The organism is Sphingomonas paucimobilis NBRC 13935 (assembly GCF_000739895.2).
GTDB classification, from domain to species: domain Bacteria; phylum Pseudomonadota; class Alphaproteobacteria; order Sphingomonadales; family Sphingomonadaceae; genus Sphingomonas; species Sphingomonas paucimobilis.
Genome location: NZ_BBJS01000050.1, coordinates 101,788 through 122,193, shown reverse-complemented (window position 1 = coordinate 122,193; position 20,406 = coordinate 101,788). Strand labels below are relative to the sequence as shown.

The 20,406-nt window shown below is 65.4% G+C and carries 12 protein-coding genes; all 12 read right to left on the bottom strand.

The window, feature by feature from the left end:
• Positions 1 to 100: 100 nt before the first annotated feature.
• A complete protein-coding gene (gene budC, locus SP6_RS15875; protein ID WP_007404043.1) occupies positions 101 to 865 on the bottom strand; it encodes a meso-2,3-butanediol dehydrogenase in 765 nt (254 codons plus the stop codon).
• 105 nt (positions 866 to 970) lie between these two features.
• Positions 971 to 2,035: a patatin-like phospholipase family protein gene (locus tag SP6_RS15870; RefSeq protein ID WP_007403965.1), complete on the bottom strand. Its 1,065-nt coding sequence runs from the start codon at positions 2,033 to 2,035 to the stop codon at positions 971 to 973.
• 103 nt (positions 2,036 to 2,138) lie between these two features.
• Positions 2,139 to 4,049 (bottom strand): alpha-L-fucosidase, encoded by a 1,911-nt coding sequence (locus SP6_RS15865; RefSeq protein WP_007404242.1) that lies wholly within the window; start codon positions 4,047 to 4,049, stop codon positions 2,139 to 2,141.
• A gap of 23 nt (positions 4,050 to 4,072) precedes the next feature.
• On the bottom strand, positions 4,073 to 6,385 hold the full coding sequence (locus SP6_RS15860; RefSeq protein WP_007404050.1) for a GH92 family glycosyl hydrolase: 2,313 nt from the start codon (positions 6,383 to 6,385) through the stop codon (positions 4,073 to 4,075).
• On the bottom strand, positions 6,382 to 7,782 hold the full coding sequence (locus SP6_RS15855) for a glycoside hydrolase family 125 protein (protein ID WP_007403967.1): 1,401 nt from the start codon (positions 7,780 to 7,782) through the stop codon (positions 6,382 to 6,384). The genes SP6_RS15860 and SP6_RS15855 overlap by 4 nt, the downstream gene beginning before the upstream one ends.
• 20 nt (positions 7,783 to 7,802) lie before the next feature.
• Positions 7,803 to 10,319 carry a glycoside hydrolase family 3 N-terminal domain-containing protein gene (locus SP6_RS15850; protein ID WP_007404145.1) on the bottom strand — a complete coding sequence of 839 codons (2,517 nt, stop codon included), beginning with the start codon at positions 10,317 to 10,319 and terminating at the stop codon, positions 7,803 to 7,805.
• Positions 10,316 to 12,901 carry a beta-mannosidase gene (locus tag SP6_RS15845; protein ID WP_037568076.1) on the bottom strand — a complete coding sequence of 862 codons (2,586 nt, stop codon included), beginning with the start codon at positions 12,899 to 12,901 and terminating at the stop codon, positions 10,316 to 10,318. Before SP6_RS15845 ends, SP6_RS15850 begins: the two co-directional genes overlap by 4 nt.
• 286 nt (positions 12,902 to 13,187) lie before the next feature.
• Positions 13,188 to 13,346 carry a hypothetical protein gene (locus SP6_RS21055; RefSeq protein WP_156146125.1) on the bottom strand — a complete coding sequence of 53 codons (159 nt, stop codon included), beginning with the start codon at positions 13,344 to 13,346 and terminating at the stop codon, positions 13,188 to 13,190.
• Between the two features lie 182 nt (positions 13,347 to 13,528).
• Entirely contained in the window at positions 13,529 to 15,163 is a 1,635-nt protein-coding gene (locus tag SP6_RS15840) for a Na+/H+ antiporter (protein ID WP_007404095.1), read from the bottom strand.
• Between the two features lie 341 nt (positions 15,164 to 15,504).
• On the bottom strand, positions 15,505 to 16,533 hold the full coding sequence (locus SP6_RS15835; protein WP_007404169.1) for a glycosyltransferase family 4 protein: 1,029 nt from the start codon (positions 16,531 to 16,533) through the stop codon (positions 15,505 to 15,507).
• Between the two features lie 17 nt (positions 16,534 to 16,550).
• Positions 16,551 to 17,441 (bottom strand): UDP-2,3-diacylglucosamine diphosphatase, encoded by an 891-nt coding sequence (locus SP6_RS15830; protein WP_007404221.1) that lies wholly within the window; start codon positions 17,439 to 17,441, stop codon positions 16,551 to 16,553.
• 176 nt (positions 17,442 to 17,617) lie between these two features.
• A complete protein-coding gene (locus tag SP6_RS15825) occupies positions 17,618 to 20,389 on the bottom strand; it encodes a TonB-dependent receptor (RefSeq protein WP_037567988.1) in 2,772 nt (923 codons plus the stop codon).
• Between the last annotated feature and the right edge of the window lie 17 nt (positions 20,390 to 20,406).

Sequence of the window (20,406 nt, the reverse complement as noted above, 5' to 3'; positions counted from 1 at the left end):
TTGGATTTATTATTTGGCTCCCGAGGCCCTGAGAGAATAGAGAGCCAGGCAGTGCCAGATGATATAACTCCACCAAATCTTGATCTGCATCTATTCCGATTTAGCTTAGCGGCGGCTGTCCGTTGGAGGCGCTGAGGCCGCCATCGACCGGCAGATTGATGCCTGTGATGAAGCGCGCGTCCTCGCTCGCCAGAAAGGCGACGGCACCGGCAATATCCTCCGGCTGCGCGCCGCGCCCCATGGGAATGCGCTCCTCGAATTTGGCGATCAGCTCGGGCTGTTCCTTCATGCCCTCCGTCAACGGGGTGTAGGTCAGCGACGGGTTCACCGCGTTGACACGCACGCCGTTCCTCGCCTCGTCCATCGCCAGCGCGCGGGTGAAGTTGGTCACCGCCCCCTTGGCCGCACAATAGAAGCTGTGGTTCCAATCGCCACCCAGTCCCGAGACCGACGACATATTGATGATGCACCCCTTGGAGGCGCGCAGATGGGTGATGGCTGCGCGGGCCATCTGGACGACGCCGTAAAGATCGGTCTCGATCACTTTCGTAAAGGCTGAGAAATCTCCCTCATCCAGCTTGCCGAGATGATCGACCCCGGCATTGCTGACCAGCACGTCGATCCGCCCGAATCGCTCGATGGCCAGCGCGACCAGCGCTTCGCACGCCGCCATGTCGGACACATCGGTTTCCCGCGTCGCGACGGTGGCGGGGGCAAGTTGTTCGGCCAGCGTCTTCAGCCCTTCGCCATCCATATCGCCCAGGACGAGCGTCGCGCCCTCTTCGGCGAAGCGTCGTGCAGCGCCTTCGCCGATACCCGATGCCGCCCCGGTGATGACGATGATCTTGCCGGTAAATCTGGCCATGTCCTTGGCTCCTGCCTTGCGATCAAGTGAGCCACAACCGTCGCCATCACGTAGCGTTCCGATGCGCCCTACCGATCGATCGCGTTCGGAGCCCTTATCGGCGGATCAACCCCGCATATCCTCCGGCAGCCCCTCGAATGAGGAATCGCGGCCCAGAAAGTCGCGATGGGCGGCCAGCCATTGTTCGGCCTGTGCCCGGCCCATGGTGCGCAGATCCTGAAGCACCGACCAGCGCGTATCGACCTTGCTCGTGCCCGAGGGACCGGCCAGTTCATCGGGTGGCGACAGCAGGTGCAGATTGACCCGCGCGATCGCCTGCATGCGCGGGTCGCGCGAGGGGGCGGCACGGGCGATATCCTGAATCTCGGACAAGGCGCGCAGGTCGCGCCGCAGACAGGCGTTGAAGCTGATATCGCTGACCCGGCGCATCACCTCGCCCACCGAATCGCCGACATCCTCGACGGTAAAGGGCGTGATCTGGACGATGATCATGTCGGTCGCGCCGATCGCGTTGGACAAGAGTGGCTCCAGCGCGGGATTGGCGGTGAAGCCGCCATCCCAGAACTGCTCGCCATCGATCTCCACCGCAGCGAACAGCTCGGGTAGACAGGCCGAGGCCATCAGCGCATCGAGCGTCACTGCCTCGCCAGTGAACAGTCGCGCCGAGCCGGAGGCGATATGCGTCGCCGCGACGTAGAAGGGCAATATGGTCTGGCGGGCGAGCAGATCCAGGTCGATGCTGGTCTCCACCGCGCGGCGCAAACCGCTCATGTCGCGCACGCCGGGCAGGAAGGGCGCGACATAGCGGCTGGAAAGCTTGGCAATGTCGAGCGACCGCCGCAGCAGGGGTTCGAAAAAGGGGCCGCCCATCGCGCCGACATCGAGCGGGGCGAGCGGCGAGGCATCGGCGACATTGCGCCAGACCTTTTCTAGCGCCGCCCGCGCGCCCTCGCTGCCCTGGGAGGCATAGCCCGATACCACGGCGGCACCGTTGATCGCGCCGGCGCTGGCGCCGCTGACGCCGACCAGATCGATGTCTTCTTCGAGCAGGCGTTCGACGACACCCCAACCATAGGCGCCGTGCGCACCCCCGCCCTGCAAGGCCAGCGCGACACGCGGGCGCCGCGCCGATAGGCTTCGTGTTGACGTCGGATCGTGACGGTCGGTCATACCATCCCTCCTGTGTGTTGATCCATGCTGCAACGCACAAAAGGGAAATACCACCCCATCGCGGCGTATTTACTGCCGCGATGGGGTGGGGAGAGCGGCGGGATCAGCGCTTGGTGAAGCCGCCGATTCCGGCAATCGCCAGCTTTTCCGCAGGCTTGGACATTTCCGCGAAGGTCAGGCGCAGATAGCGGACCGGCCGGACGCTGGTGAAAGGCAGGCGCTGGGTGGAGAGCGCATAGGCGATGTTGGAGAATTCGCCCGAGCCCGCCGGGGTCCAGCTCTTGCCGTCGACGCTCGTCTCCGCGACATAGCCGCGCGGCGGGGCGGCATCGATCATCACCTGGCGCGAGGGCGTCAGGCTGAAGCCCGCGACGTTGCGGACCTGGCCCATATCGACGGTGACGCTGGCTGGCTTGCCCGGTGTCGGCGCCGGCTGGACCCAGATGGTCTTGGCGTCATTGTCGAGCAGCTTCTCGGCGCCGGGCGCGGTGGCCGAGACGATCTTCCAATCGGTCGTGGCCAGCACCGTGGGATCGCTCGACACGATCGCGGGGACGGGGACCGGTGCGACGCTCTTGAACAGCGAAACCTCGCTGATCGCGCAGGCGACGGGCGCCTCGACGATCCGCAGGCGGACTCGCTTCGCGGTGATGGGGGCGGGCAGCCGGATGATCCGCTGTGCGCTGATGCACTCATGCTCGGCAAGTTGCTGCCACCGGCCGTTCACCTCGGCGTCGACCGCGAAGCGGGTGACGCGCACGCCCAGCGGCAGATATTCGCGGATACGGATCAGGTCGAAACTGCGGTTCGGCGGCAGGTCGAGCGTCAGGCTGGGTGTCGTCACGCCGTCCGGCGCGGACCAATAGGTGTCGCGGTTCCCGTCCAGCACCTTCGCCGCCTCGAAACCCTTGCCGCGCACATGGCTGGCGCTGGCCACCGCGCCTTGCGCGAGGTCGGTCGCGAAGCTGGCACGGATCGCGTCGCCGAAGCTCTTCAGGATCTTCACATCCTGATCGGGGATGCGGCCGCGCCGGTCGGGCGGCAGGTTCAGGTTCATGTTGGTGCCCCGCGCGACCGAGGTGTCGAAATAGCCGACGAGGTTCTCCGGCGATCGGACCTTCGAGTCCTCGTCGGCATGATAGAACCAGCCGGGCCGGATCGAGGTGTTGGTCTCGGCCGGCCACCACAGCGCGCCGCCGCGTACGCCCGAATTGCCCTCCGACTGGACGTACGGATGGTTCGGCATGGTCGGCCAGCAGGGATCGCCCGCTACGCCGTCCTCATTGCCCACCCAGCGAATATCCGCGCCCAGCGGATCGAAGGTGCAGGCCATGGGCTGATATTGATGGACCAGGGCGATGATCGAGGGCCAGTTATAATATTTAGGCGCATCGATCTGCCGCGTCTCGCGCGCGCCGCCATAATAGCCGTCGCCGCCATTCGCCCCGTCGAACCAGAATTCGAACAGTTCGCCGTAACCGGTGCAAAGCTCGACCACCTGCTTGCGGAAATATTCCACATAGGCGGGCCGCCCATATTGCGGATGGTTGCGATCCCAGGGCGAAAGGTAGATGCCGAAGGCGATGCCGCCGCGCTTGCAGGCGTCCGACATCTCGCGGACGATATCGCCCTTGCCGTCCTTGTATGGCGAGTTGCGGATGCAATGTTCGGTCAGCTTGGTTGGCCACAGGCAGAAGCCGTCATGATGCTTTGCCGTCAGGATGATGCCCTTCAGATTCCCCGCCTTGGCCGCCGCGACGATCTGATCGGCGCTGAAATCGGACGGGTTGAACATCTTGGGGTCTTCGTCGCCATAACCCCATTCCTTGTCGGTGAAGGTGTTCATGGCGAAGTGGACGAACGCGTACTGCTCGCGCTGATGCCAGCGCCACTGCCGCGCCGAGGGGACCGCGCCATAAGGGGCGGGCGCGCCGGCCTTCACCTTGGCGAAGGCCGGCGTGGCGGATGCGACGAGCCCGGAGGCGAGGACGGCGCGGCGGGAGAAATCGGTCATTGTCGGGTCGGCTCCGGGAGGGATCAGGCGGGCATATGGTCGAAGGAGGGCGGCCGGTCCTTCGGATCGCGACCGAAGGCGGGATTGGGCTTTGCCCCCATGGTGAAGGACAGGGTGCCGCCCTTGGCCAGCGTGGCATGGTCGATCCAGCTCTTGGTCCAGGGACGACCGTTCCACGTCACCGACTGGATGTAAGGTGCGTCCGGGCCATTGCCCTTGGCCTCGACGGTCAGCGTCCTGCCACCACCCATCGCGACCTGCGCGCGGTCGAACAGCGGACCGCCGAAGACGTACGCGCCGCTGACCGGATCGACCGGATAGAAACCGAGCGCCGAGAAGAGGAACCACGCGCTCATCTGGCCGCAGTCATCGTTGCCGATGATGCCGTCGGGCGCGTTCTTGTACATCTCGGTCAGCAGGCGGCGAACCATGCGCTGGGTTTTCCACGGCGCACCGACATAGGCGTAGAGATAGGCGACATGCTGGTCCGGCTCATTGCCATGGGCGTACTGGCCGACGAGGCCCGAAATGTCGGGCGGCGCATTCTTGGGCAGCGTCGAGGGCGCCGAGAACAGTTCGTCCAGCTTGGCCTCGAACTTGGCGTCGCCGCCCATGTGGCGGATCAGGCCATAGACGTCATGCTGGTTGAGGAAGGTCGCCTGCCAGCCATTGGCCTCGGTATAGTCGCGCCACCAGGGCTTGGGCATGTGGCCGAGCTGGATGGGGTCGTAATCCTTCCACCAACTGCCATCGTTGAAGCGCGGGCGGGCAAAGCCGATCGTCGGATCGATGACGTTGCGCCAATTGCCCGATCGCTTGAGCAGCCGGTCGGCCTCGGCCGTCTTGCCGGCCTTTCGGGCGATGTGGGACGCCGCCCAGTCGTCATAGGCGTATTCCTGCGTCCGGCTGACGCTTTCGAACCAGATATCGGCGGGGACATAGCCCTTGGCGTCATACAGGTCGCGGCCCTTGCTATTGTCCAGATCGGGCGCGGAGAAGTCGAAGCTGCGCTTGGCGATACCGGGCCAGGCGGCGGCGTAATCGGCGGGAATGCCCTTGACCATCGCCTCGGCCATGATCGGCGTGCCGTGCCAGCCGATCATGACGCCGGTTTCCTTGCCCTGAAGCGTCCAGACCGGCGGACCATACAGGCTCTGCTGGGTCTGGCGGATCACGTCGTCGATCAGCTTCTTGGCCTGCGCCGGCTGGGTCAGGATCAGCCAGGGGTGGAGCGCGCGGTACGTGTCCCAGGTGGAGAAGGTGCTGTAGGCGAACTGTCCGGCAGGCAGGGTGTGGACCTTCTGATCGAGCCCGACATAGCGCCCGTCCACGTCCGAAAAGAGCGTGGGCGCAATCAGCGTGTGATAGTTGGCGGAGGCCAGGATCGTCCGCTGATCCTCGGTCCCGCCCTCGACGCGGACGCCGCCCAGTGTCTCGGCCCAGCGCGCCATGGCGGCGCGGCGGGTGCGGTCGAAGTCCCAATGCTGGGCCTCAGCGGCCAAGTTCGCCTTGGCGCCCGCGACATCGACCGCCGAGATGCCGCAACGGATCAGCAATGGCGCATCGCCCAGCTCGTCGAAATGCAGCGCAGCCTTCAGGCGGTTGCCCTTGACGGCCTTGCCGTTCGCGGGGGCATCATTGTCGCCATAAAGCTGGATGCGTGTCGGCTTCTTCGACATCTGCAGCGCGAAGAAGATGCGCCGTCCCTTGGCCCAGCGGAACACACGGCGGGTGCCGGTGATCGTGCCATCGGGCTCGATGGTCAGTTCCGCATCGGTGATCAGGGGCTTGGCATCGCTCTTGTCGAGGACGAGGTGTGACAGGTCGATCAGGACATGGCCCGGCCCCTTCGGATAGGTGTAGCGGTGCCAGCCGGTCCGCTCGGTCACGGTGAGTTCGGCCAAGACGCCGGACTCCAGCTTGACCCGGTAATAGCCAGGCTCGGCTCGTTCGTCCGAATAACGCTGGCGATAGCCTTCATCGGGGTTGGAGAGCGGCCCCGGTACCAGCTTCAACTCGCCCCGCGTCGGCACGACCAGCACGTCGAGCATGTCGCCGATGCCGGTGCCCGACAAATGGGTGTGGCTGAACCCCATGATCGAGCCGTCGCCATGATGATAGCCCGAGCAGGTATCCCAGCGCTCGACATCGGTATCGGGGCTGAGCTGAACCATGCCGAAGGGCAGGACCGCGCCCGGATAGGTATGACCATCGCCGCCGGTGCCGACGAACAGATTGGGACGCGCGACCGTCATCGGCACGGCGGCCGTGACGCCCCGGATCGGGAGACTGGCGAGCGCGGTCCCGGCGAGAAGCGAGCGGCGGGTCAAAATCATGCGAACGTCTCCCGCAAAACCTGCGGCCGGGTGGCCGCGACATGGACGATCAATTCGCCGAACAGGCCATTGGCCCAGGCGAACCAGTCGCGCGTGAACTTGGTGGGATCGTCGATATCGACCCCTTCGTGAATGAAGCCGGTACCACCCTGCGAGCCGCGCAACATCGCTAGGCTAGATCGCAGCAGCGCTGGATCGGTCGAGGTGAGCGCGCGGACGATGACCGACATCGGCCAGACCTGGCCGGGGCCGGTATGCGGGCCGCCGATGCCGGTCAGGGCCTTGCCCTCGAAATACCAGGGATTGTTCGTGCTCCAGCATGCCGCGACGGTGCGCTGCCACAGCGGATCGGTCGGATCGACGCAGCCCAGATAGGCCATGCCCGACAGCGACGGCACATTGGCGTCGTCCATGAAGACGGCATTGCCGTAACCATCGACCTCGAACGCCCAGACGTGCTCGCCGCTCGGCAGCGTCATGGTGCCATGCTGTTTCAGCGCACCCTCGACCTCGGCGGCGAGTGCGGTCGCGTCCTGTGCCAGAGCAGGCTCACCGACCGCGTTGGACAGGGTCGCCAACTCGCGCAGCGTCGTCATGGCGAACAGGTTGGCGGGTACGAATTGTTCGTACAGGCACGCATCGTCCGAGGGGCGGAAGCCCGAATGGATCATGCCGTTGGGGCGCGTCGGCAGGCCATAGCCGCGATAGAGCGTCTCGGTCGGCTCGGGCGCGGAGCGGCGGAAGCCATAAGGGCCGAGGCCGTCCTTGCGCTGCTGCTCGCGAAAGGTCTTCACGATCAGACGGGCCGAGGCTTTCCATTCCGCATCGAACGGCGTCACATCGCCCGTCTCGCGCCAATAGCCATAGGCCAGCCGGATCGCGTAGCAGAGGGAATCGATTTCCCATTTTCGCTCGGCGACGCCGGGCTTCATCTCGGTATCGTCCTTCAGCGCCCAGCTCAGATTGGTCTTGGCGCTCGGGTCCTGCATGAAGGCATTGGCGTAAGGATCGATCAGGATCGAGCGCGCCTGTCGCCCGATCAACCCACGGAACAGCCGCCCCAGCGCCGGATCGCGCTTCACCAGATGGAGATAGGGCCGCAACTGCGCCGCCGAATCCCGTAGCCACAGGCACGGAATGTCGCCGGTGATGACGAAGGCATCCGGCTTGCCGTTCACCTCGCCCAGCGACAACACGGTGGTGTCGAGCGTGTTGGGATAGCAATTCCCGAACATCCAGCGCAGCGTCGGATCGGCGATCAACTTGGAGATACGCGTGATCTCCGCCTCGACCGCCTTCGATACGAAGCGGCGTTCGGCAACCGGCGGGCGCTTGCTGACGAGCGCGGGCGCAGCGGCAAAGGCTGGCGTGGCGGCGAGCGCGGCAGCCCCCGCCATCAGCTCACGACGGTTCGGCGTCACTTGGGCAACTCCTGCGCGTCACCGGTCACGGTGAACTGGGTCCATTGACCCGCACCATCGCCCGGCTGGCCACCACCGATATAGAGCTTGTAGGTGCCCGGCAGGATGCGGCGGGTGCCGTCGCGCCAGACCTGGCTCATCATGCGCGGATCGATGGTGAAGCGTGTCGTGCCCGTCTGACCGGGCTTGAGTGCGACACGGGTGAAGCCGACCAACTGGCGTTGCAGGATCGGATCGGTCAGTACCGGCTTTTCGTCGGTCGCTGGGGGAACCAGATAGGCTTGCGCCACTTCCTCGCCACCGCGCTGGCCGATATTGCGGAGTTGCACCGCGACATCGACGGGCTGCCCGACCGCGACGCTGGCGGTCACGCTCGGCTGGCCATAGTCGAATTTCGTGTAGCTCAGGCCATGACCGAAGCCCCAGGCGGGCTTGCCGGTGAAGTAACGATAGGTCCGCTCCTTCATCCCGTAATCGGCGAAGGCGGGCAGGTCGGCGGCGGAGTGATAGATGGTGACGGGCAGGCGGCCCGACGGATTCACGTCGCCACTGAGGATTTCGGCCAGCGCGGTGCCGCCTTCGGCGCCCGGATAGAAGGCCGCCAGCGTCGCGGCGGGCTTGATATCACCGAGCGATACGGCCGAACCCGAAACGATTACCGCGACCACCGGCTTGCCGGTCGCCTGAAGCGCGGCGAGCAGGTTGCGCTGCGGCTCGGGAAGAACAACCTCTGTCCGGTCGCCGCCCGCAAAGCCGGGGACCGAGACGCCCAGCGCTTCGCCCTCCAGATCGGGCGACAGGCCGACGATCGCGACCAGCACATCGGCGGTCCCGGCGACCTTCAGCGCCTCGGCCTGAAGCGCTTCGGCGGGGGGCAGCCATTGCAGGCGGAAGCCTTCGTCGCCGCCCTTGTGATCGATCTCGACCCCGATACGGCGCGGCGCGGTGCCGTCGATCGTGGTTTCGAGGTTCTTGGCCCCGATCACGCCGTCGATGACCAGTTGATCGTCGATCCACAGCTTGACCGGATCATGTGGCGGGCAGGCGTGCCAGCAGGCGGGGCCGTTGAGTTGCAGCTTGTACTGGCCCGGCCCCGGCGGGGTCAGCGTGCCGGTCCAGCGACGGCGGAACGGGGCGATCTTGGTATAGTTGAAATCGATGCGGCGATCCTGTCCAGCGGCGATCCACTGGCCATTCGCCCCCATCGTCTCCACCGCCAAGCCGGGCTTGCCGTTGGCCGACAGTGCGGTTTCAGGAACGTTGATGAAGGCACCCTCGGCCAGCACCGATCCTTGCGCATAGCGGACATCGCGGCCGAACTTGGCGCGGATGCCGTCGAGCGGGGTGACCGGATCGATCGCCGAGCCGTGATAATTGCCCTCCAGCACGCCCAGGTCATCGGCATCGGCGCCGAACACCGCCAGCTTCTTGCCCTTGAGCGGCAGCAGGTCGTTCGGATTGTCGAGCAGGATGATGCCCTTGCGCGCCGTCTCCAGCGCCAGTGCACGGTTGGCCGGCGTGCCGAGCTGGCTGGGCTTGATCCGGTTCCATGGGGAATCGACCGTCAGCATCCGTCGCACCGCCAGCGCGCGGGCAAGCGCGGTGTCGATCTCGCCTTCGGTGATCAGGCCGCGCTTCAACGCCTCGGGCAGCGCGCGATAGGTGTTACCGCAGTTGAGGTCGGTGCCCGCGCGCAACGCCGCCGCTGCCGCCGCCGGTGCGTCAGGCTGGGCATGGTGGAACATCCAGATATTGCCGACCGCGTCGCAGTCGGACACCGTCAGGCCCTTGAAGCCCCAATCGGTGCGCAGCCGCTCCGTCATCAGCATCGGGTTGGCGCAGACCGGCGTACCGTGGATCGCATTATAGGCGCACATCAGCGACAGCGCCTTGCCCTCGGTCACCGTCGCGCGGAAGGCGGGGAGGTAGGTCGCCTCCAGGTCGCGCGGGGAAACCATCACGTCGAAGCTGTCACGCCCGCCCTCGGGGCCCGAATGGACGGCGAGATGCTTGACGGTCGCGATGACCTTGGGATGCTTCAGGTCCGGGCCCTGAAGGCCCCGTACGAAGGCAATGCCGATCCGGCTGGTGAGGAACGGATCCTCGCCATAGGTCTCCTGGCCCCGGCCCCAACGCGGATCGCGGAAGATATTGATGTTGGGCGACCAGATGGTCAGCCCCTCGAACAGACCGCGATCGGCATTGATCGGCTTGGTGTTGAATTTGGCGCGCGCCTCGACCGCGACGACATCGCCGACCTTTTCGATCAGCGCCGGATCCCAGGTCGCGGCCATGCCCATCGCCTGCGGGAAGACGGTCGCGGGACCGTTGCGCGCGATGCCGTGCAGCCCTTCGCTCCACCAGTCATAAGCCGGCAGGTCGAGCGCGGGTTCGGCCGGCGCCTCGTTGACCAGTTGCGCCGCCTTCTGTTCGACGGTCAGCTTCTGCGCGGCGGCGGGAAGGGCGGGGGCGGCGGCCTGACCGGCGGCGGCGAGGAGGAGGAAGGGGATCACTGGGCGTCCTTCGGACCGAGGGTGTGAATGGCGAGCGTCTGTGCCAGGGTGGCGGCGTCCGCGTCGCTGTCGATCGTGAGCGTGATGCTCTCGCCGGGCAACAGGTCGAAGCCATCGTCGGACGGTTCGGCGGCGATGGTCCCGAAGCTGACCTGTACCTGTCGCGCCAGGTTGCGGGCGGTGAGCGTGAGCGATTTGCCCGCCCAGCGGGCGGTGATGCCGGGGGCAGGATAGGCCATGTCGCGCGGCATCTTCCGCTCGATGATCTGGCGGGCGATCACCTTGTCGCCATCGAACAGCTCGGCAACGGCATAGCTGCTCTCCGGCGCGGCACCGGTGAAGAGCGTCGCGTCGGGGATCATCGCGACATCGCTGGCCGAGGCGGCGGCCATGGTCACGCTGCCCGATTGCGAGCCCAGCTTGCGGCCGTCCATGCCATATCCGGTGACGCGCCAGCCGAGCGGCTTCGGCGTGGTGGCGTCGGAGACCAGCGCGATGCGGGTCGCGTCGGGCTTGGTTTCCGCCACGATGGTCTGGGGCGCGAAGAAGCGGCGGACCTCGTGCTGGAGCATCTTGTCATGCCCGGTCCAGTCGATGCTCGACCAACTGATCGCGGGCCAGCTATCGTTGAGCTGCCAATAGAGCGAACCCAGCGTCACCGGCCGACAGGCGCGGTGGTGACGTGCGGCCAGGCCGATGGCGCGGGCCTGCATCGCCTGGGACAGATAGACGAGATCGGCGAAATCGCGCGGGGTCCGGTAATATTGCTTCAGGTAGAAGGTGATGCGGTCATTGCCTTCACCCGCCAGGAACTTCTGGTGCGCCTTCATCACCGGGCTGTCGATGCGGAAATCCGCCGGATCGGCGAAGGTCGCGATGGTCGACAGGTCGGGGAAAGCCTGGAAGCCGTACTCCGACATGAAGCGCGGGCAACTGTCGGTATAGCGCTCGATCGGTTTGGAGCCCGACCAGACGTCCCAGAAATGGCGGTCGCCATTCTTGTCGGTATCCGTGGGCGCTTCATAATCTGTCGAGGGGGAGCCCGGCCAATAGGGAATGCCCGGCGAATTCTTGGTCACCGCCTCGCGCAGCACCCGGTCGAACAGCACCGCCATGCCGGTGCCGATCCGCTCCTGCTCGTCGGGGCCGACCGCCTTTTTAAACGCCTTGCGATCCGACCAGTTTTCCCAGCCCGACAGCACCTCGTTATTGCCCGCCCAGATGACGAGCGAGGGATGCGATTGCAGGCGTGCGACCTGTTCCTCCGCCTCGATCCGGACATTCTCACGGAACTGGGCGTCGGGGGGCGTGACGGCGCCCCCGAACATGAAGTCCTGCCAAACCATCAGGCCGAGTTCGTCGGCGGCGTTGTAGAAACTATCCTCGGGATAATAGCCGCCGCCCCAGATGCGGACCATGTTCATGTTCGCCTTGGCCGCCTTTTCGAGCAACTGGCGCTCGGTCGCGGCGGTGACGCGCGCGGGGAAGGCGTCGAAGGGGATGACGTTGGTGCCCTTGGCGAAGATGACGTTGCCGTTGATCTTCAGCCCGAAGCTGCCGTCCTTGCGGACCAGTTCGACGGTGCGCAGGCCGGTGCGCTTTTCGGTTGCGTCCGCGCCTGCCAGCACGGCGTTGACCGTGTAGAGCGGGTGCGCGCCATAGCCGATCGGTTGCCAGCGCTGTGGGCGGGTGATCGAGACGGGGACGACCACGTCATTCTCGCCAGGCTGCAAGGCGACGTCGCGCTTTACCCGGATACGGCGGCCGTCAGGGCCGGTGACGGTCACGTCCATGCGGCCGGTCTGCGCACGGTCGGCGACCACCGAGGCGCGGGCGAGGATGCGCGCCTCGGCGTCGGTCAGCGCTTCCTGTTCGATGCGGAGATTGTCGATCCGCGCGGCATCCCACGCCTCCAGCCGGGCGGGGCGCCAGATGCCGATATCGACGATGCGCGGCGCCCAGTCCCAGCCATATTGGTATTTGGGCTTGCGGATATAGGGCGAGGTCTGCTTGCCCTTGGGCTCGTCGCCATAGGGCGAGTCATATTCGCCGGGCAGCGGATTCTTCTCGGCCAGCACCATCGGCTGGAGCGTCTTGATTGGTGAGGCGAAGGTGACGAGCACCTCGTTCGCGCCCGCCTTGAGCAGCGGCTTGGCATCGGCGCGCCAGCGGCGATGGGCGTTGTCCGCGGAGAGCAGGGGCTGGCCGTTCACCGTGACGGTCGCGAAGGTGTCGAGCCCGTCGAACACCAGGTCGAGATGATCGCGACGCAGCATCGCGGGCGTCACGTCGAGATTGGTGCGATATTGCCAGCCGGTCAGGCCCGCCCATTGGATCGCAGCTTCGTTCGCGCCCTTATAGGGATCGGGGACGATGTTGGCGGCGATCAAATCCTGCTGCACGCTGCCTGGCACGGTCGCGGACAACCAGTTCGCGGCTTGCGGATGGGCGCGCATGGCCTCGGCATCCTTGGGATCGATCCGCACCTGCCAGCGATCAAGCGTCGCCACCGTCTTGGGGGCGGCCAGCGCGGGGAAGGGCAGGGCGAGCGCGGCCAGGATCAGGCCGAGACGATGTTTCAAGACGATTTTCCCCGAAGACGGCGCCTTGGCGGTCGCCGAGCGACGCGCGGCCAAGGCCATGGACAGAAGCGGATGCATAGCGCCGGGAATGGGGCGAACGACGCCAGAAGGACAAATCCCCCGTCGTGTCAGGCTCTTCCTCGCCACCCTATACCCCCAAATCCACCGGCTTATCGTTCGCCGGTATTCTCATGATATGTTTTGGTATCATGGCGAGGTGGATCGGGGGCGTCCACCCTTTTTGCGCGTCGGCTTCAGGGTTGCGTCATTGCAATGGATTGGCGCCTCAATGCGCCATGCCCAGGGCCAGCAGCGCGACGATCCAGAGCATCAGCGCCACCGTCGCCATGACCAGAATCGCCAGCGTCATGACCAGCGCCACCGCCGGACCCAGCACATAGGCGCCGCGCACCTGCTGGAACAGATGCACGGGGAAGACGAGCATCAGGAGCGCAACCCCCCGGCAGATGCGCCGCCCGCTTCCACAAAACCATGGCGACCGTCAGCAGGCATGGCAATAATGGCCCAGCAGTTCGGCGCCGCAATTCAGGCAGTGTGCCGCCCCGCGCACGAGGCACGATAATTTCACGACCCGCGCAACGGGTAAGATACGGAATTATCGGCCGATTAGGTCTGGGCGGACAGGCGGGTGTCGAGCAGATCGAGTTCGCGACCCAGCTTGCTGGCGGTTTCGGAGCCGATGACGCGCGCGTTGAGCAGGTCGAACACCACACGCCGCTCGGCACGGATCGCGGCCAGCCGCATCTTGCGCTCCAGCGCCTCCATCCGCCGCGCCTCGTCAGGGTCGGAATCCCCCTCCAGCGTGTCGATGCGGCTGCGATAGCCATCCATCAGGCGCGACGCGATCTCGACATATTGGTCGGCATCGTCGCGTCCCTCGGCCATTTCGTGCTGGAGCCGTTCCAGTTCGGCGATGGCGGCCTTGGCGGCGGCGACGCGCGTGCGGTCCAGTTCGTTGTTCGCATCCTCAAGCGGCAATTCCAGACCGCGCAGCAGCAGCGGCAGCGTCAGGCTGGCGATCACCAGCGAGAACAGGATGACACCGCAGGCCAGGAAGATGACGAGATCGCGCGCGGGAAAAGGCGAGCCGTCATTCAGCGTCAGCGGCAGGGTAAGCGCACCGGCCAGCGTGATCGCACCCCGCGCGCCCGCGACCGACATGGCGGTGATGACCCGGCGGGGCGGGCTGGTCCGCTTGGGATCGTTGCGCTGACGGAACAGGGTCAGGCGCAGCGCCACCCAGGTCCAGACGAAGCGCAGCACCGCCAGCCCGACGATGATCGCGGCGACATACAGGCCCAGCCACCAGACGCTGGCATGCCCGGTCAGCATCACCGTATCGCGCGCGCCGGCGAACACCTGCGGCAACTGCTCGCCCAGCAGCACGAAGATGATGCCGTTCAGCGTGAATTGCAGCATGTCCCACACCGCCTGGCGACGGATGCGGGTGGCCGCCTTGGCGCCGGACGAGACGTTGGTGAAGGACATGGCGATGCCCGCCGCCGCCGCCGCCAGCACGCCCGAGCTTTCGACATGCTCGGCGACCATATAGGCGGCAAAGGGGATCAGCAGGCTGACGAGGATGTTCGACCCGCTGTCATCGCCGAAGCGGCGCGCGAAGATGTTCTTGGCGTTGATCGTGCCCCAGGCGATGGCGACGCCCAGACCCACGCCCGACACAGCCATCCAGAGGAACGTCAGCGAGGCCGAGGTCAGCGAAAACGCGCCCGTCAGCGCCGCCGCCACCGCGAAGCGCAGGCAGACCAGGCCCGAGGCGTCGTTGAGCAGCGACTCCCCCTCCAATATATGCATCATGCGCTTGGGGATCGGGGCCTTTTGCGCAATGGCGGACACCGCGATCGGATCGGTGGGCGACACCACGGCAGCGAGGGCAAAGGCCACCGCATAGGGGACGGCCGGAATCATCCAATGGATGAACAGCCCCATGCCCAGCACCGTCAGGAACACCAGCCCCAGCGCCAGTCCCAGCACTGCGCCCGCGTCGCGAAACAGTTCGTCCTTGGGAATACGCCAGCCGTCCAAGAACAGGAGCGGCGGGACGAACAGCAGGAAGAAGATTTCCGGATCCAGTTCGACGCGGATCTGGGCGATCCCGCCGATCACCGCACCCAGCGCGATCTGCACGAGCGGGCGGGGCAGGGCGGCGGGCAGCATGCGAGAGACGATGCCGCTCAATACCACGGCGAGCAGGAGAAACAGGCTGAGCGTGACGATGTCCAATCGGGGACCTTTCGGGTGCAGCGGTTGGAGTGGCCATGGCGACGGGCGGCACGGCCGGCAGATCAGCGACCGGTGAGGCCAGGCCACCACGAATCGCGCGAGCCGCAGCATGACATGGGGGGTAAGGGCGGTTCAACCCGTTAAACGGGTTTTACAGGTGATTTTACGGTTTCCTGGGGCGGGGGGCAGGTGCCATCCTCATCCTCCCCAAAAAAGGGAGGTGGCAGGCCGCAGGCCCGACATGGGGGGCATCATAGGCGAGCGCTTCCTGTCCTCACGACCGGTGACACCCCTCTATTATGCTTCGCATGGTCCCCACCCCTTGCGGGGAGGAATGGGGATCAAGCCGCTACGCGCAGGTTCCGCTCGATGGGGGCGAGCGCCGACAGGAACTGTTCCGCACTCGCGCGCCAGGAAAAGCCCTGACCGTAATCCGCGCAAGTCTGCCGATCGAGTGTCAGCGCACCCTTGATCGCGCGATCCAGCGCCTCGTCCATCACCCCGACTTCGGGCGCGAGGACGTCGAGCGGCCCCTGGACCGGCAGGGCGGCGACCGGCGTGCCGCAGGCCAGCGCCTCGATCATCACCAGGCCGAAGGTGTCGGTACGGCTGGGGAAGACGAAGACATCGGCCGCGCGGTAGATCGCCGCCAGATCCTCGCCGAACTTGGCGCCCAGGAAATGCACATCGGGATATTGCGCCGCCAGGCTGGCACGGGCGGGACCATCTCCGACGACGACCTTGCTGCCCGGCGTCTCGGTGGCAAGGAAGGTGGCGATGTTCTTTTCGACCGCGACCCGTCCGGCATAGAGCTGGACCGGGCCCGGCAGCGCCGAGACGAACGCGTCGCGCGGTCCCTCGGCACGGAACAGCGCGGTATCGACGCCGCGCCCCCAATGCCGGCTTTGCGGCAGGTCATGTGCGGCGAGCGTCGCCGCGACGCTAGGGGTGGAGGCCAGGATCGCGGCCGAGGGCGCGTGGAACCAGCGGACATAGCGCCACACGAATTCGGGGCTGATCGCCCGCACCCGCGCCGCGACATATTCGGGAAACTGGGTGTGATAGGCGGTGGTGAAGGGCAGGCCCTGCGCCAGGCACCAGCGCCTTGCGAGCAGGCCCAGCGGCCCTTCCGTGGCGATATGGACGGCATCGGGCAGGAACGCCCCCAGCGTCCGCCCGACCTTGCCCGGTGCCGGCAGCGCCAGGCGGATTTCCGGATAAGTGGGGCAGGGGACCGAGGCATAGAGATCGGGCGCGATGACGCACAGCTCATGCCCCATCGCGCGCAACTCGGCCGTCACCGATTGTAGCGTACGGACGACGCCATTGACCTGCGGCGTCCAGGCATCGGTGACGATCGCGATCCGCATCCGCTAAACTCCGTTCGTCAGGCGGCGATGGCCGCTGCCGTGTCGACGGGACGGCGGCGGCGCGCCTCCATCTCATCGGCCCAGTGCAGGATCTCCATCGTCCCGTCGAAATGCTCGACCAGCGCGGTGCAGCCCTCCACCCAATCGCCGTCATTATAATAGGTGACGCCGCCGATCTCACGGATTTCGGCGGTGTGGATATGGCCGCACACCACGCCGTCCACGCCGCGCGCGCCCGCCGCATGGGCTACAACTTCCTCGAAATGCGAGATGAAGGCGACGGCGTTCTTCACCTTGGCCTTGGCATGCTTGGACAGCGACCAATAGGGGCGCTTCATCCACCGCCGGACGATGTTCACCCAGCGGTTCACTTCCATCAGCGCGGTATAGGCGAAGTCGCCGACATGGGCGAGCCAGCGATGCGCCAGCGTAATCGCGTCGAACTCGTCACCGTGCAGGATCAGCAGGCGGCGGCCATCGGCGGTCTCGTGGATCGCCTTGCGGCAGATGGCAATGCCGCCGAAATCCATGCCGGTGAACTGGCGGAAGATCTCGTCGTGATTGCCGGGGATGTAAACGACGCGGGTACCCCGCTTGGCGCGCTTCAGCAGCCGCCAGACCACGTCGTTATGCGCAGCGGGCCAGTAGAATTTCTTCTTCAGCCGCCAGCCATCGATCATGTCGCCGACCAGATACATGGTCTCGCTGTCGACATGGTCGAGAAAGTCGATCAGCATCTCGGCGTTGCAGCCGCGCGTGCCGAGATGGACGTCGGAAATCCAGATGGTGCGATACCGACGCCGCTCATGACCCTCGGGCTCCGGGGTCGTGGGTGCGCGCGGCACGAAATCCAGGATGGCGGCGTCTTCGTGCAGCGAACCATCCATCGGAATGCTGGTCATCGGCATCGGCGTTCCCCACGCTTGGCGTTGTGCCTGTCATGCCTGTCATCTGTTACGTCCACGTCGCAGATCGGTGACAGACGCGCAGCATTTCGATGACTCCTTCAAGTCACGCCCATGAAAAAGCCCGCCGGTCCGGTGACCGACGGGCTTCTTCAAGCAATTGTGGAACAGCGCTTTTCTTAGAAGCGCACCGCCACCGACGCCGCATAGGTCCGGCCATTCTTGTAGAAGGCGGTCGGACGGTCGCGGGTCGCGTTATACTGGTAATAGGTCTCGTCGAGCAGGTTCTGCGCATTGACGGTCAGCGTGATCTCCTTGGTCAGGTTCACACCCGCCGAGAAGTCGAGCTGGCTGTACGGCGCCACCATTTCGCGCGAATTCAGGCGACCGATCGTGCGGAAATAGCTCGAGCGGTAATTGTAGCTCAAGCGCGCCTGGAAGATCCCGCTTTCGAAATAGGGGATCACGTTGACGGTGTGCTTCGACAGATAGGGCAGGTTCAGTTCCGCACCGCTCGAGTCGACCGACGAGGTCGAGCTGTCCTGGTACGAATAGTTGGCCTGGATGCCGAAGCCGCCCCAGATTTCGGTCTGGCCCGACACCAGTGCGCCGTTGACCTTCGCCTTGCCGCCATTGATCGGCTGATTGACGTTGTAGGTCGTCAGGCGGTTCTGCAGTGCGTTGAAAAACACCGCATCGGTGCGGGTGTTGATGATGTAGTTCGAGATGTCACGACGGAAGAGTTCGACCGCGATCAGCGAGCCGGCGCGCGGATACCATTCCGCCGTCAGTTCGTAGTTGGTCGACTCATAGGGCTTCAGGTTCGGGTTGCCGCCGCCGCCATCGAGCGTGACGTCGTTGAGCGAGGTCGCGGCCGCCAGATCCTGATAGCGCGGACGCGAGATCACGCGCGCTACCGAGCCACGCACCAGGACCTCGGGCGTGATCGAATAGGCGATGTTCACGCTGGGCAGGAACTTCAGATAGTCGGTCGAGGTGGTGGTGGGCACCGGCACCGGGTTGACCGTGTTGGACAGCGTCAGCGCATAGTTCGACTTGTCGCGGGTATAGACCAGACGACCGCCAATATTGCCGCGCAGGCCGCCTTCGTCGAAATTGGCCTGGACATAGGACGCGATGACCGTCTCGCGCACCTTGGTCGAGGCACCGACCTTGTTGACCAGCGGGCTGTTGATCGAATTCGCCAGGATGTCGATCACCGACTGCTCGGGCAGGTTCAGATACTGGGTCGCATTGCCCATGCCGCCGCTGCCGTCGAACACGCCGCCGGGCGTGACGAGCGTGGGAACGCCGAGCTGGTTCGCGGTCTGCGAGCTGGTCTTGTAGGTGTTGATGCCACGCGCATCGACGCGGTTGACGTGGTCGGTCACGCGGCTGCCCAGCAGGATCTGCTTGAACGGACCGAATTCGACCGGGATCGTCGCATCATAGCCGCCATAGATATCGCGGTCGGTGGTGACACTGTAATCCAGGCCACCGATCTGCGCGCCGTTCAACCGCTGGCCGTTGATGATGACCGGACGGCCTTCGATCTGGGCGGGGTTGTTGTTCGGGTTGGTGAAGTAATTCGCCGGGTTGGTCAGGTCGCCCGTGAAGTTCACCGTCGCCGAGGTCGGGGTGAAGGCATAGTTGAACGGCAGCTTGGTCTGCACGTTGAACAGATATTCGGGATTGCGCCCGCCGGTCGCCTTCGACCAGCCGCCCGCGAAGCTGATCTTCGCGCCGTCATCGCCTTCCCAATCGGCGAAGAAGTTCAGATTGTCGGTCTTCAGCTTGGTGCGGCGGACCAGCGTGTCGAGCTGCGCCGACTGGTTCGGTGCGGCGGCGAAGCTGGCCGAGTTGACGACGCCATTGGCGACATTGGCGGTCTGCAGCACGCTGCCGGTCCAGGCGACCGGGATGGTATACATCGACTGGCTGTAATTGTTGTAGTTGCCGTCGATGTGCAGCCCGTTCAGGGTCAGCGTCAGGTTCGGGGCCGGGCGATACTGCACGGTGCCCGACACGCTGGCGCGCTCGCGGGTCTGCTGGAAATAGGCATAGTTGATGCCGAACGGCGCGACCGCGTTGATCAGGTCGTTCTTGGTACCGCCGGTGACGGTGGCGTTCGGGTTGCGCAGCACGCCCTGGCCCGAGGCATCGCGCACGACATTGCCATTGGCGTCCTTCTGGAAGAAGTCAGCACCGCTCTGATAGCCGAAGAACTCGACGCCGGCGCGGGTCAGGTTCTGCTTGTCATAGGTGGCGGCGACCAGGAAACCGAAATTGTCGGCTTCGTTGTGCCAGCTATACAGGCCCGATCCGCGGATATTCCCCTTCTCGGAGCGGTCATTGTACGTGTAGCCGCCCGAGGCGAAGACCGAATTGGGGTCGAGGTCGAGCGGACGACGGGTGCGCACGATGACCGTGCCGCCCAGGCTGCCTTCCTCGATGCGCGGTTCCGGCGACTTGTAGACCTCGAGGCGGTCGACCAGTTCGGGGGCCAGCAGCGAATAGTTGAAGGTACGGCTCGACGGGTCGTTGTCGTTGCCGCCCCAATCGGCCGAGGCGAGCGCATGGCCGTCGAGCAGCATGCGGTTCAGCGCGGGGTCGGTACCCAGGATGGCGACCTTTTCGCCTTCGCCGAAACGGCGGTCGATGCTGACGCCCGGGATGTGCGACAGCGATTCCGCAACGTTGCGGTCGGGGAACTTGCCCACGTCCTCGGCGGTGATCACGTCGACGACGGCATTGGCCTCGCGCTTGACGTTGATGGCGTTGCGAAGGCTCTGGCGAAAGCCGGTGACGACGATGTCGCCATTGTCATCGGCACTGTCGCTGCCGGCGGCGGTCTGCGTCGGCGCCTGCTGGTTGCTGGTCTGTGCGAAGGCGGTGCCTTGAAGTCCGGCGAGCGCGGTCGCCGTCAGGATCATGCTGCGAAAGCTCAACATGTCGAAAATCCCCCCAA